Source organism: Cupriavidus sp. UYPR2.512 (genome assembly GCF_000379565.1).
Classification (GTDB): domain Bacteria; phylum Pseudomonadota; class Gammaproteobacteria; order Burkholderiales; family Burkholderiaceae; genus Cupriavidus.
Genome location: NZ_KB903098.1, coordinates 1 through 13,935 on the forward strand (window position 1 = coordinate 1; position 13,935 = coordinate 13,935).

Below are 13,935 nucleotides of genomic sequence, written 5' to 3' on the forward strand. Positions count from 1 at the left end.
CAGGCGACGCGTTTTTTGGTTACTTATATGAACGCGCCCCGGTTTGCCAGGTAAAGCCAACATCAAGCGTGGACAGGATTGGCTGCAGCCTTATATCCGGCCTTGCGGTGCAGGCTCAGCCTGCGGGCCCTGATGGATTGCGCCGGGAGTGTCCCTATCTTTTTGCCGTGCTTGCAGGCACCAGTAACCAATTGGGCTTGCACTCCCGCGGTCCAACCTGTTTTGCCATCACGTTGACGTTACCGTTGCAACCTGTGGACGGGTTCCTTCCTTTCCTCCTTCCTTGCTAGCTCAGCCTGCCGTCAGGCAGGCCTGACCGAGACGTAGTCTCGGTCATAGGTACGCTCATGCGCCAAGAGCGCCCACACCGTGCGCGCCGTCTTGTTGGCCAGGGCAACCGCCGCGACATTCGTCGGCCGTCGCTGCGCGAGCGTCAGGCTCCAGCTAGGCTGGTTCTTTCTGCGCAGATGGCTCAGCACGACCCGAGCGCCGTGAACGAGCAAGGTGCGCAGGTAGGGGGCGCCGCGTTTGCTGATGCCGCCCAGCCAGACCTTGCCGCCCGTGCCGGTCTGTTTGGGCACCAGGCCCAGGTACGCCGCCAGTTGCCGCCCCGACTTGAAGGTATGCACGTCGCCAATGGTGGCGACCATGGCCGTGGCAGTGAGCATGCCGACGCCCGGGATGGCCAGAATGGTCCGGCAGGATCGGCTTTGCCGACCCCAGGCGTCGATGCGTTGCTCCAGGCGGGCAATCTCCTCGTCGAGCCGTTCGATGCTCTGCAATTGCTCGCGCACGAACTCGAATAGCAACGGCGGCACGCTCTGTTCGAGTTCGTCCATCCGTTGCACGATTTCCTGCAGCCCGCGTCGCAACCCGGGCTGGACCTGGATACCAAACTCGAACAGCATGCCACGCAGCTGGTTGACCAGCATGGTGCGCATCTTCACGCGCAGCTGGCGCAGCGCGTGCAGGCCCAGTACGCACTGCTGCGGCTCGGTCTTGGCGGCCACCACCGGCATGCCCGGCTGCTGCGCTGCGGTCCAGATGGCCTTGGCATCGGCCGCATCGGTCTTGTTGGTCTGCACGAACGGACGCACGTACTTGGCGTGCAGCAGCACCGGCTCATGCCCCAAGCCCTCCAGTTGGCGGGCCCACCAGTGGGCACTGCCGCACGCCTCGAGCGCGATGCGTCCCGGCTCGCGCTGGGCAAGGAATTCGATCAGTTTCGGCCGGCTGAAGCGTCGGTTGAAACACTTCCCGGAAGGCTCGACCCAGTAGAGCTGGAACACAGTCTTTGCAATGTCCAGGCCGTAAGTCGTAGTATTCATTTCGGGCCCTCCATCCTCGCGTGGTTGGTCACACTCCCACTCTGGCACATCGATGCCGTTTCGTGATGGGGGGCCCGCCTTCCCCTGTCACGGTCCCCAGATACACAACTGAAACTCCCGGTGCTTTGCTCGGAGGCAGGGGCGCGTTCATTCCATCTTTTTGTCGCTCGGCCAAAAAGTGACTCGCCGGCTACGCCGGCGAAACAGCCCACGCTAGTCAAGAGCGACAACGCTTCACATAGCGCAGAACAAACCCGCCTACTCCAACATCGCCCTATACCGCCCCAACGCCTCCCTCACGATATCCAGCAATCCACTCCCGGCCTCGGCATCCACATGCCCCAGCAGCGCCCGTCGCATCCGAGGCTCCCAGAACCGCTTGATATGCCCGGCAATATCCGAGACAGCCTCTTCCCGATCCGGCATTGCCTCAAAAAAGCTGCCGATCTGGTTGGCCATGGTGATGAGATTGTCGATCTTCATGCCAGACTCACTTCGTGCTGCAGACGTTGGGGATGGGCATAGACCACGTGCGCGCCGGCGCGCACGAAGCCGGCCAGGGTGATGTTGGCTTGCTCGGCAAGCCGCACGGCCAGCGCCGTCGGTGCGGATACCGCGGCGAGCACGCCGGCGCCGATGGCGGCGGTCTTCAGCACCATTTCGTAGCTGGCGCGGCTGGTCACCAGCACGGCTCCGCTGGAAATGTCCTCGCCGCTGCTGGCGAGCGCGCCCGCCAGCTTGTCCAACGCGTTGTGGCGGCCCACGTCTTCGCGCACCAGCGATACATGGCCATCGGCACGCAGCCATGCGGCAGCGTGCGTCGCCCCCGTGTGTTGCTGCAGCGCCTGTCGCAGTTGCAGTTGCACGAAGGCGGCCTGGATCACGTCGGTGTGGAAGCTGGCGCCGCTCTGCACCGGTGCCGGCAGGCGCATCACCTGCTCCAGCGATTCGGTGCCGCACAGCCCGCAGCCGGTGCGCCCGGCCAGCGAGCGGCGGCGGTCCTTGAGCCGCATGAAGGCTTCGGAGGCGATCTCTAGCTGCACGGCGATGCCGTGCTCGCGCGAGTCGATCTCGATGTCATAGACGTCGCTGGCACGGGCAACGATGCCCTCGCTCAGGCTGAACCCGAGCGCAAAGTCCTCCAGGTCGGCCGGCGTCGCCAGCATCACCGCGTGCGAAATGCCGTTGTACACCAGCGCGACCGGCACTTCCTCGGCTACCTCATCGGGGCTCAGCATCAGTTCGCCGCGGCGCCAGCGGCTGACCGCGAAGGTGCTGTGGGTGGCGGGCACGGCGTCTTCCGCCGCGGCCGGGTCAACTTCCGGTGACTGCATGCAGCGCATCATGGCGTGGTCCTCCGCTCAGCCTGCGGCCTGCGCCGGGTCGGCGCTCGCGGCTTCCAGCAGTTGCAGCTGCTGGGTGTTGAACTCCTGGTACTCCCGCTGCCACGCCGACGGCTGCGCCACCGGCAGCACCTGCACCGCGGTCACCTTGTATTCCGGGCAGTTGGTGGCCCAGTCGGAGTTGTCGGTGGTGATCACGTTGGCGCCGGACTCCGGGAAGTGGAAGGTGGTATAGACCACGCCCGGCTGCATGCGCTCGCTGACAATCGCGCGCAGCACGGTATCCCCTGCCCGGCTCTGCACGCCGACCCAGTCGCCGTCCTTGATGCCGCGCTCCTCGGCATCGTGCGGATGGATCTCCAGCCGGTCCTCGGCATGCCAGTAGACGTTGTCGGTCCGGCGCGTCTGCGCGCCGACGTTGTACTGCGACAGGATCCGGCCGGTGGTCAGGATCAGCGGGAAGGCGCGCGTGATCTTCTCGGTGGTGGGCACGTACTTGGTGATGATGAACTTGCCCTTGCCGCGCACGAAGGCATCGATATGCATGGTCGGCGTGCCTTCCGGGGCCTCGGCGTTGCACGGCCACTGGATGCTGCCCAACTCGTCGAGGCGCTTGTAGCTGACGCCCGCGAAGGTCGGCGTCAGGCGCGCGATCTCGTCCATGATCTCGGACGGATGCCGGTAGTCCATCGGGTAGCCCAGCGCATTGGCCAGCAGGATGGTCGCTTCCCAGTCGGCATAGCGCGCCTTGGGCGGCATCACTTTGCGCACGCGCGAGATGCGGCGCTCGGCATTGGTGAAGGTGCCGTCCTTTTCCAGGAACGACGAACCCGGCAGGAACACGTGGGCGTACTTGGCGGTCTCGTTGAGGAAGATGTCCTGCACCACGATGCATTCCATCGACGACAGCGCCTCGGACACATGCTGCGTATTCGGGTCGGACTGGACGATGTCCTCCCCCTGGCAGTACAGGCCCTTGAAGCTGCCGGCCAGCGCGGCTTCGAACATATTGGGAATGCGCAGGCCCGGCTCGGGGCTGATCTCGACGTTCCACGCGGCTTCGAACAGGCCGCGCGTGGTTGAGTCCGACACGTGGCGATAGCCCGGCAGCTCATGCGGGAACGATCCGATGTCGCACGAGCCCTGCACGTTGTTCTGCCCGCGCAGCGGGTTCACGCCCACGCCTTCGCGGCCGATATTGCCGGTGGCCATGGCGAGGTTGGCAATGCCCATCACGGTGGTGGAGCCTTGCGCATGCTCGGTCACGCCCAGTCCGTAGTAGATCGCTGCGTTGCCGCCGGTAGCGTACAGGCGCGCGGCGCCGCGCAGTTGTTCCGCCGGAATGCCGGTGACGCTTTCCATGGCCTCGGGCGAGTTCTCCGCCAACGAGACGAAATCGCGCCATTGCTGGAAGGCACGATCCTCGCAGCGCTCGGCGATGAAGGCCTCATTGAGCAGGCCTTCGGTGACGATGACGTGGGCCAGCGAGGTCACCAGCGCCACGTTGGTGCCCGGGCGCAGTTGCAGGTGATAGTCGGCACGGATATGCGGCGAGTCGACCAGGTCGATGCGGCGCGGATCGACCACGATCAGCCTGGCGCCGGCACGCAGGCGCTTCTTCATGCGCGAGGCAAAGACCGGGTGTCCATCGGTCGGGTTGGCGCCGATCACCATGATCACGTCGGCCTTCTCCACCGACTTGAAGGTCTGCGTGCCGGCCGATTCGCCCAGGGTCTGCTTCAGGCCGTAGCCGGTCGGCGAATGGCACACGCGCGCGCAGGTGTCGACGTTGTTGTTGCCGAAGGCGGCGCGCACCAGCTTCTGCACCAGGTAGCCCTCTTCGTTGGTGCAGCGCGACGACACGATGCCGCCGATGGAATCCTTGCCGTGCCTGGACTGGATGCGCTTGAACTCCGATGCGGCGTAGTCGATCGCCTCTTCCCACGACACTTCGCGCCACGGATCGGTGATCTTCGCGCGGATCATCGGCTTGAGGATACGGTCCTTGTGCGTGGCGTAGCCCCAGGCAAAGCGCCCCTTGACGCAGGCGTGGCCTTCGTTGGCCTTGCCGTCCTTGTATGGCACCATGCGCACCACTTCATTGCCCTTCATCTCGGCCTTGAACGAACAGCCCACGCCGCAATAGGCACAGGTGGTTACGGTGCTGTGCGAGGGCTGGCCGAACTTGATGACCGAGGTCTCGGTCAGCGTCGCGGTGGGGCAGGCCTGCACGCAGGCGCCGCACGAGACGCAGTCCGATTCCATGAACGACTGGCTGGTGCCGGGCGACACGCGCGACTCAAAGCCGCGGCCGCTGATGGTCAGGGCGAAGGTGCCCTGCGTTTCCTCGCAGGCACGCACGCAGCGGTTGCAGACGATGCACTTGGAGGGGTCGTAGGTGAAGTAAGGATTGGATTCGTCCTTCTTCATCTGCGTGTGCGTCGCGATCGGCGCAGCTTCCGGCCCGCCGTCGTTGTAGCGCACTTCACGCAGGCCGACCACGCCGGCCATGTCCTGCAGTTCGCAATTGCCGTTGGTCGGGCAGGTCAGGCAATCGAGCGGGTGGTCGGAGATATACAACTCCATCACGCCGCGGCGCAGGTCGGCCAGCTTGTCGCTCTGGGTCTTGACCTTCATGCCGGCTTCGACCGGCGTGGTGCACGATGCCGGATAGCCGCGGCGCCCTTCGATCTCGACCAGGCACAGCCGGCACGAGCCGAAGGCTTCCAGGCTGTCGGTGGCGCACAGTTTGGGTACGGCGATCTGCGCTTGCATCGCGGCGCGCATCACAGAGGTGCCGGCGGGTACGGTGACGCTGACGCCATCGACCTCCAGCGTGACCAGTTCGGTGGATGGGCTGGCGGGCGTGCCGAAATCGATCTCGTTGCGGGCGTTCATGGCGGTTTGTCTCCCGTGTCTCTGCTGGACCTGGCTCAGGCGGCCTTGGCTGGGTTGGAGGCGAGGCCGAAGTCCTCGGGGAATTCATTCAGCGCGGACAGCACCGGATACGGCGTCATGCCGCCCATCGCGCACAGCGAGCCGTTGAGCATGGTGTCGCACAGGTCGCGCACCAACGCCACGTGTTTCACGGACTGCTCGCCGGCGATGATGCGGTCCATCACTTCGACCCCGCGGGTCGAGCCGATCCGGCACGGGGTGCACTTGCCGCACGATTCGATCGCGCAGAACTCCATCGCGTAGCGGGCCTGCTTTGCCATGTCGACGGTTTCATCGAACACCACGATGCCGCCGTGGCCGACCACGCCGCCGAACGCGGCATAGGCTTCATAGTCCAGCGGCACGTCGAAGCGCGACTCGGGCAGGTAGGCGCCCAGCGGCCCGCCCACCTGCACCGCGCGGATGGCACGCCCGCTGCGCGTGCCGCCGCCGTAGTCGACCAGCAGCTCGCGCAGCGTGACGCCGAACGCTTTCTCCACCAGTCCGCCCCGCTTGATGTTGCCGGCCAGCTGGAACGGCAGCGTGCCGCGCGAGCGGCCCATGCCGTAATCGCGGTAGTACTGCGCGCCGCGCGCCAGGATCACCGGCACGGTGGCCAGCGAGATCACGTTGTTGATCACCGTGGGCTTGCCGAACAGCCCCTGCAGCGCCGGCAGCGGCGGCTTGGCGCGCACCACGCCGCGCCGTCCTTCCAGGCTTTCCAGCAGCGCGGTTTCCTCACCGCAGACATAGGCGCCGGCGCCCTTGCGCACTTCCAGGTGAAAGCGCTTGCCGCTGCCGCGGATGTCGTCGCCGAGCCAGCCGGCGGCGTTGGCGATGCCGATCGCGCTTTCCAGCACGGCAATCGCATGCGGATATTCGGAACGGCAGTAGATGTAGCCCTGCTCCGCACCCACCGCCAGGGCGGCAATGGTCATGCCTTCGATCAGCATGAACGGGTCGTCTTCCATCACCATGCGGTCGGAGAACGTGCCCGAGTCGCCCTCGTCGGCATTGCAGACGATGTACTTGACCGCGGACTGCGCGCCCAGCACGGTCTTCCACTTGATGCCGGTAGGGAAGGCCGCGCCGCCGCGGCCGCGCAGGCCGGAATCGGTGACCTCCTGCACGATCTCTGCCGGCTGCATGGCCAGCGCGCGCTCCAGGCCGGCAAAGCCCTCATGCGCGCGGTAGTCGTCCAGCGACAGCGGATCGGTGATGCCGACGCGGGCGAAAGTCAGGCGCTCCTGCTGCTTCAGGAAGGGGATCTCTTCGGTCACGCCCTGTGACAGCGCGTGCTCGCCGCCTTGCAGCAGGCCAGCGTCGAACATTTCCGGCACGTCTTCCGCGCTGACCGGGCCATAGGCCACGCGGCCGGCTCCGGTCTGCACCTCGACCAGCGGCTCCAGCCAGAACATGCCGCGCGAGCCATTGCGAACAATGCGCACGTGCTGGTTGCGCGCGGCGGCTTCGCGCGCGATGGCGCGGGCCACGTCGTCGGCGCCCAGCGCCAGCGCGGTCGAGTCGCGCGGGACGAAGATGGTGGTGACGGTGATCATGCCTGTGCCTCCGCCGCTTCCGGGGTTTCTCTCGAAGACTCGCGCAGCGCGCGCACCAGTGCGTCGAAGCGCTTGGCATCGACATAGGCGTGCAGTTGCTCGCCGACCATCACCGCCGGGCCGCACGCGCACTGGCCCAGGCAATAAACCGGCTCCAGCGTCACTTGTCCGTCCGCGGTGGTTTCATGGAAGCCGCAGCCAAGTGCGCGCTGCGCATGCTCGGCCAGCGCTTCGGCGCCCACCGACTGGCAGGCTTCGGCGCGGCAGACCTGCACCACATGGCGGCCGGCCGGCTGCTGGCGGAAGTGGTGGTAGAAGGTGATCACGCCATGCACCTCGGCGCGCGACAGGTTCAGCGCGCGGGCGATGACGGGCACGGCGGCGTCGGGAATATAGCCCTGTGTGTCCTGGATCTCATGCAGGATCGGCAGCAAGGCGCCCGGCATGTCCTGGCGTGCCGCCACGATGGCGGCGATGCGCATGGCATCGGCGGATGCCGCTGCGTGGGGGGCAATTTCTGGCATAGCGTCTCCTGTGAGGCGTCGCACAGATCGGCAGCGCAGCCTCTTATATGCTATTTTTTTCCTATTTACGGGCCGTGACGTCGCCGTTTTTCCCGTTGAAAGGACTATATTGGAGTGGCAGCGCTCGTTCAATAAGCTATTTTCTACATATGATCCGCATTTCAATCCACCCGCACCTGCAGATCCGGGACGACGCCAGTCCCGGTGGCGAGGCCCTGGACGTGTCCCGGCTGGTGGCCCTGCTCGGTCATATCGAGGAATCCGGCAGCATCAGCCACTCTGCACAGGCGGTATCGCTGTCCTACCGCTACGCCTGGGGCATCCTGCGCGATGCCGAGACGCTGTTCGGCGGCCCGCTGATCGACAAGACCCGCGGGCGCGGCAGCGCGCTGACGCCGCTGGCGCAGCAACTGGTATGGGCCAGCAAGCGGATCGGCGCGCGGCTGTCGCCCACGCTGGACAGCCTGGCGTCCGAGCTGGAGATCGAGTTGAAGAAGCTGATGGACCAGCCCGAAGCCACGGCGCGGCTGCATGCCAGCCACGGCTTCGCGGTGGCGGCGCTGCGCGACTTCCTCGACGAGCAGCAGGTGCGGCACGACCTGAAGTACTGCGGCAGCGTCGAGGCCGTGGCGGCCCTGGCCGAAGGCGCCTGCGATATCGCCGGCTTCCATGTGCCGGTAGGCGAGTTCGAGCACGGCATGTGGCGGCATTTCACCACCTGGCTCAAGCCGGACACTCACTGCCTGGTGCACCTGGCCGTGCGCAGCCAGGGGCTGTTCGTGCGGCCGGACAACCCGCTTGGCATCCACACGCTGGAAGACCTGACCCGGCGCGAGGTGCGCTTCGTCAACCGCCAGGTGGGCTCGGGCACGCGGCTGCTGCTAGACCTGATGCTGGCCGCGCGCGGCATCGACACGGCCCGCATCGAGGGCTACAGCAATGGCGAGTTCACCCACGCGGCAGTGGCCGCGTATATCGGCAGCGGCATGGCGGACGTGGGCTTTGGCGTGGAAACCGCGGCGAGGCGCTTCGGGCTGGCGTTCGTGCCAGTGATCAAGGAGCGCTACTTCTTTGCGATCGAGCGTGCCAAGCTGCGCAGCGCGGCACTGGCCGGCGCGGTGGACGCGCTCACCAGCGAAGCCTTCCGCCAGCGCGTCAATGCACTGCCCGGCTACGACGGCACGCTGACCGGCACCGTGCTGACGCTGGAAGAAGCATTCCCGGACTACGGCACCACGCCGATGCGCTAACGCTGCAGCAAGGACAAGCGGTCAGGATGGCCGGCCCACTGCTCGTGGCGGGGGATCGGCCCCTTGGCTTTCAATAGCGGCAGCCAGTCCGCGCGCCGCGACAGTTCGGCATTGAGGGCAATGAAGTGGCGCTGGTCCTCGGGCAGGTCATGCTCCGAGTAGATTGCGCCAACCGGGCACAGCGGCACGCACATCGAGCAGTCGATGCACTGGCCGGGGTCGATGGCGAGGAAGTTGGGCCCTTCGTGGAAGCACGACATCGGGCAGACTTCGACGCAATCGGTGTGGCGGCACTGGATGCAGGCATCCGTCACGACAAAGGTCATGGAGTGGGGGCGGTACGGCAGGTAATGACTGCGTGATGTTAGCGCGCCGCCTGCGGGCACGGCACACGCCGCATTGTGCAACTTCATCAAATCCGCTGACGGCACGGGCGCCCTGATTCATCCGCTGGCTCAGGCGGTTTCCCGCATCAGCGCTTCCTTGCGCGCCGCCATGGCCTGCGCCACGTCGCGCAGGTTGACCTTCTCCTTGATCGCGTTCTTGAACAGCTCGCCTTCCTCTTCCTCGATGTGGTGGGAGACGTATTCCGACAGCACCGTGTAATTGGCCTCGAGCATGTCGCCGGCCGGGTCTTCCTCGATCGCCGCGATCAAGTCCTTGGCCACCTGATGCTCCACCTGGGCCTCGTCCAGCATGTCGTCGATCTCGTCGCTGACGCCGCGCAGCGCCGGATAGAAGATCTCTTCTTCGATGGTGGCGTGCACCGTGAGTTGGTGGCACACGTCCAGCGCAATCGATTCCTTCTCGTCGCGGTCCTCGGTGTCCTTGAACGCCTTGAACTGCTTCTTCACTGCACGGTGGTCGTCCATCAAGGCACCGAGGGCCTCGGCCTGGTCTGCGGGGATCTTCGACTTGTCCACGGTTTTCTCCTGGTGGGGAGCCGGCGCTCCGGTTTGCCCGGGAGAGGAGGCAGCTTCCGTGCCCGCGCTGCGCCAGCGTGGCGGCGCCAGCGTGGGCAGCCAACCTGCCAGTCGTTGCAATTCCTGCGCGAAGCCTTGTAATTGTGCCCGCGGCGCCGCGGCGCAGCGTAGGCCGCCGACGGCTTCTTTTGTCTCTGTATCGCCATACCGGAACGCGCCAAGGGCATGAAGCCCCCGGCGCGCCTGCACCCATGGCGCGAAACCTGCAGCGCACCCGATGCAGCACCACGGCGCGCTGCGCTCTCCAATGCCGCCATGCCCGAACGCAAGAACTCGCCTGTCAGCCGCGATGAACTGAACCAATGCCGGCGTTGCCCGCTGTGGCGCAACGCCACCCAGGGCGTGCCCGGCGCCGGCGCCGCCCACGCGCGCATCATGCTGGTCGGCGAGCAGCCGGGCTCGCAGGAAGACCTGCAGGGTTCGCCCTTCGTCGGCCCGGCCGGGCACTTGCTGGACGAGGCACTGGCCCGTGCCGGCCTGAACCGCGACAAGCTCTTCATGACCAATGCGGTCAAGCACTTCAAGTTCGAATGGCGCGGCAAGCGCCGCCTGCACAAGTCGCCGGCGCAGCAGGAGATCGAGGCCTGCAACCTGTGGCTGGAGCGCGAGCTGGACAAGGTCGGCCCCAAGGTCGTGGTCGCGCTTGGCGCCACGGCAGCGCGCGCGGTGCTGGGCCGAACGAGCGTGACGCTGGCGGGCATGATGGAGACACCGGTCGAGCACGAGGGGCGGCTCGTCATCGCTACCTACCACCCGTCCTTTGCCTTGCGCCAGCGCACCGACGAGGCGCGTGCCGCCGCCTTCGACCGCATCGTACGCAGCTTGCGTGCCGCCGCGCGGCTGGCGCGCGGTGGGGGTGAGGACTGAAGCGTCAGATGAAGTCACAGGCAAAGGTCAGCTTGATACCGGCCGCGGGAATCAGCGTCAGCGACGGCTGGATATCCAGCACGTTAAAGGCGCCGATCAGGCCGGCCTGGTTGAAGTAGGCCAGCTTCCACCGAAAGCTGGTGGCCGGCTACGGACAAATATGGACGATCCCGCAAGCAGATTCGAACCCAATCCGCCCCGTGCGCACCCAAAACAAGAAAGGGCCAGATGGCCCTTTCTTGCTGCAAGGATGGTCCGCGGATCAGCCAGCGAAATTCTTGCCGGCGAAGTCCCAGTTCACGACGTTCCAGAATGCCTCGACGTACTTCGGGCGGGCATTGCGGTAGTCGATGTAGTAGGCGTGTTCCCACACGTCGCAGGTCAGCAGCGCCTTGGCGTCGGTGGTCAGCGGGGTAGCGGCGTTGGAGGTCGAGACCAGGTCCAGCGAGCCGTCGGTCTTCTTGACCAGCCACGCCCAGCCCGAACCGAAGGTGCCCACGGCGGTCTTGGTGAACTCTTCCTTGAACTTGTCGAACGAGCCCCACTTGGCGTTGATGGCATCAGCCAGCGCGCCGGTCGGCTGGCCGCCGCCGTTGGGCTTCATCGAGTCCCAGTAGAAGGTGTGGTTCCACACCTGGGCAGCGTTGTTGAAGATGCCGCCCGACGACTTCTTGACGATCTCTTCCAGGGTCGAGTTCTCGAACTCGGTGCCCTTGATGAGGTTGTTCAGGTTGGTGACGTAAGTCTGGTGGTGCTTGTCATGATGGAACTCCAGCGTCTCCTTGGAGATGTGCGGAGCCAGGGCATCATGCGCGTACGGGAGCGGGGGGAGCTTGTGTTCCATTGTTCTGTCTCTGTGGGTTGGGGTTGTGGGTCCGGAATTGCCGATTGTAGGGGACTTGCAAGACCCGCGCAAACCGCGGGACAAAGCCCCCTGCTACGATGTTAGTTTGTCCGGGCAGGGGTTTCCGGGGGGATTTCCGCCTGGCTTGCCTGAACGCTTCGCCCCCGCCACGGCATCGCGAATGGGAGGCGTTCCCGGGCCGCGCGGGCGCTCAGAAATCCGGCAGTTTGGCCTGCACGCCGGCAATCGCCAGGTCGGCCACGCCCTCGGCCAGGTGCGCTTCGACCACGCTGCCGGGGCGGATCTCAGCGGGCGAGCGCAGCGCGCGTCCGCGCTGGTCCAGCAGCACGGCATAGCCGCGTTCCAGCGTACGCTGCGGCGCCAGCAGCTCCAACGCGCCCGCGCTGCGCGCCAGGCGCTGGCCGGCACGCTCGTGCTGGCGTGCGGCGGCGGCCTGCAGGCGTTGCCACAGGCGTGCCACGTCGGCATGGGCGGCGGTGGCATCGGGACGGCACGCGCTCCAGCGCATCGCCAGCAATTGCTGGCGGTGGCGCTGCGACACCACCGTGTCACGCAATGCCGAGCGCAAGTGTCGCGCCAGATTGTCGACGCGCGCGCGCCGCTCCTGCAGTTGCGCCTGCGGGCTGCGCACGCGCCGCGCCAGCCAGTCCAGGTGCTGCGCGCGCAGGTCCAGCCCGCGCCGCATGCACTGCGTGAGCGCGTCGCGCGCACGCAGCGTCTGCGCCAGCAGGTGCGCGCGATCCGGGCTGACCAGCTCGGCCGCGCCGGTCGGCGTGGGCGCGCGTACATCGGCGACAAAGTCGGCGATGGTGAAGTCGGTTTCGTGGCCCACGCCGGAGATGAGCGGCAGCGCGCAGCGCGCAATCGCCTGCGCCACCACCTCTTCATTGAACGACCACAGGTCTTCGATGCTGCCCCCGCCACGGCACAGGATCAGCACTTCGCACTCGCGCCGCGCGCTGGCCGCATCGAGCATCTCGGCGATCTTCTGCGCCGCGCCTGCGCCCTGCACTGGTACCGGATAGACCACCACCGGCACATGCGGCGCGCGCCGACGCAAGGTGGTCAGCACATCGCGCAGCGCCGCCGCCTGCAGCGAGGTGACCACGCCGATGGTGCGCGGATGGGCCGGCACCGGGCGCTTGCGCTCCGGCGCGAACAGCCCCGCCTGCGCCAGCTTTTCCTTCAGGCGCAGAAAGGCTTCGTACAGGTTGCCCAGCCCCGCCCGGCGCATTGCCTCTACGCCCAGTTGCACCTCGCCACGCGCCTCATACATGGTGACCACGGCGCGCACCTCCACCGCCTCGCCCTCGCGCGGCTGGAAGTCGACATGCTGGTTGCGCCCGCGGAACATCACGCAGCGGATCTGCGCGCGTGCATCCTTGAGCGAGAAATACCAGTGCCCGCTGGCGGCGCGCGTGAAATTGGAAATCTCGCCGCGCACCCAGGCCAGTGGGAAACTGCGTTCCAGCAGCCTGGCGATTGTGTGGTTCAGCTCACCGACAGGGATGACATCGCGGCCGCTGCGCGGCGCGGTAGAGGAAGGGTCACGCGAAAAGTTCGGCAAGTCTGGCATGGCGCACTGGTGGCAAGCGGCGTGAATGGGACATGTCCACAGCATAACCTGTATGTCAAGGGGGTCGCGCTGATGCCGGCACCCTGCCCCGAAAGGCGCATGGGTTCGTCCAACTCTTTGATTCTTATGAGCTTTACGAGAGAAATAAAAATTAGGCAATATAACCAATTCTCTTTTGCATCAATCACTTACATAGCGCCTGGCAGGCTTGTTCACAAAGTTATCCACAGCTTCTCTGGATAAAAGGCGTCGTCAAGCACACTTTTCCAGCCCAAGTGGCCCCAAACCGGCTTACGGTCCCATGGAAAGCGGCCGACCCGGCGCGTGGCGTATCAGAGCGCCGCTGGCCCTCCGGGGTGCAGCATTAATGCTGCGTTTGCACAATTTCTGGGCAGGAAGATGGGGGGCCATAAAAATCAATGGGTTAACCTGCTTCTCCCGGATTTGTCCACAGGCCGTCCACAACGCTCTCCCTGCGCAATGTGGAAAAACCCGGTTTCTGCCCTGCCTGGCGCCACATTGATCGCGGGCCGCCCTGATACACCTGTTTGCCAGTTTTTTAAGCAGCCCATAGCGCCACCTTATGAATCAAGGACTTAGGTGATCTCTCAGGCAGCTTTCCACAAGCGCTCCACAATCCTGTCCCGGCGTTGTGTGGAAAGCCGCACCGGAAGGCGTGCCAGCGAACCGACGCGCCCCGCCA

At 65.8% G+C, this 13,935-nt stretch carries 12 protein-coding genes; 2 read left to right on the forward strand and 10 right to left on the reverse strand.

Annotated elements, in window-relative coordinates; genetic code table 11:
* Nucleotides 1–302: 302 nt before the first annotated feature.
* From A3A5_RS0122085 to A3A5_RS0122110, 6 genes are all read right to left on the reverse strand, one after another.
* Nucleotides 303–1,328, reverse strand: coding sequence for an IS110 family transposase (locus A3A5_RS0122085; RefSeq protein ID WP_018310448.1), 1,026 nt, complete (start codon nt 1,326–1,328; stop codon nt 303–305).
* A gap of 258 nt (nt 1,329–1,586) precedes the next feature.
* Nucleotides 1,587–1,811 carry a formate dehydrogenase subunit delta gene (locus tag A3A5_RS0122090; RefSeq protein ID WP_018312691.1) on the reverse strand — a complete coding sequence of 75 codons (225 nt, stop codon included), beginning with the start codon at nt 1,809–1,811 and terminating at the stop codon, nt 1,587–1,589.
* Entirely contained in the window at nt 1,808–2,674 is an 867-nt protein-coding gene (gene fdhD / locus A3A5_RS0122095) for a formate dehydrogenase accessory sulfurtransferase FdhD (RefSeq protein WP_018312692.1), read from the reverse strand. Before fdhD ends, A3A5_RS0122090 begins: the two co-directional genes overlap by 4 nt.
* Before the next feature lie 15 nt (nt 2,675–2,689).
* Nucleotides 2,690–5,569 carry a formate dehydrogenase subunit alpha gene (gene fdhF, locus A3A5_RS0122100; protein WP_018312693.1) on the reverse strand — a complete coding sequence of 960 codons (2,880 nt, stop codon included), beginning with the start codon at nt 5,567–5,569 and terminating at the stop codon, nt 2,690–2,692.
* A gap of 35 nt (nt 5,570–5,604) precedes the next feature.
* On the reverse strand, nt 5,605–7,167 hold the full coding sequence (locus A3A5_RS0122105; protein WP_018312694.1) for an NADH-quinone oxidoreductase subunit NuoF: 1,563 nt from the start codon (nt 7,165–7,167) through the stop codon (nt 5,605–5,607).
* Entirely contained in the window at nt 7,164–7,691 is a 528-nt protein-coding gene (locus A3A5_RS0122110; protein WP_018312695.1) for a formate dehydrogenase subunit gamma, read from the reverse strand. The genes A3A5_RS0122105 and A3A5_RS0122110 overlap by 4 nt, the downstream gene beginning before the upstream one ends.
* A 149-nt stretch (nt 7,692–7,840) precedes the next feature.
* Between A3A5_RS0122110 and A3A5_RS0122115 the strand changes: the two genes are divergently transcribed.
* Entirely contained in the window at nt 7,841–8,941 is a 1,101-nt protein-coding gene (locus A3A5_RS0122115; protein ID WP_018312696.1) for a substrate-binding domain-containing protein, read from the forward strand.
* Here the strand turns inward: A3A5_RS0122115 and fdxA are convergent.
* Together fdxA and A3A5_RS0122125 are read right to left on the reverse strand one after the other, a co-directional pair.
* Entirely contained in the window at nt 8,938–9,267 is a 330-nt protein-coding gene (gene fdxA / locus A3A5_RS0122120) for a ferredoxin FdxA (protein WP_018312697.1), read from the reverse strand. The genes A3A5_RS0122115 and fdxA overlap by 4 nt on opposite strands.
* Before the next feature lie 129 nt (nt 9,268–9,396).
* A complete protein-coding gene (locus tag A3A5_RS0122125; RefSeq protein ID WP_018312698.1) occupies nt 9,397–9,864 on the reverse strand; it encodes a hemerythrin domain-containing protein in 468 nt (155 codons plus the stop codon).
* 315 nt (nt 9,865–10,179) lie between these two features.
* On the opposite strand from A3A5_RS0122125, the gene A3A5_RS0122130 reads away from it, so the two are divergent.
* The gene (locus A3A5_RS0122130) at nt 10,180–10,791 is read left to right on the forward strand and encodes a UdgX family uracil-DNA binding protein (protein ID WP_035813361.1); all 612 of its coding nucleotides are present in this window, start codon (nt 10,180–10,182) and stop codon (nt 10,789–10,791) included.
* Nucleotides 10,792–11,053: 262 nt separating this feature from the next.
* Here A3A5_RS0122130 and sodB read toward each other — a convergent pair whose 3' ends face one another.
* A complete protein-coding gene (gene sodB, locus A3A5_RS0122135; protein ID WP_013955690.1) occupies nt 11,054–11,635 on the reverse strand; it encodes a superoxide dismutase [Fe] in 582 nt (193 codons plus the stop codon).
* A 211-nt stretch (nt 11,636–11,846) separates the two neighbouring features.
* Nucleotides 11,847–13,232 carry an exodeoxyribonuclease VII large subunit gene (gene xseA / locus A3A5_RS0122140; RefSeq protein WP_018312700.1) on the reverse strand — a complete coding sequence of 462 codons (1,386 nt, stop codon included), beginning with the start codon at nt 13,230–13,232 and terminating at the stop codon, nt 11,847–11,849.
* Nucleotides 13,233–13,935: the final 703 nt, after the last annotated feature.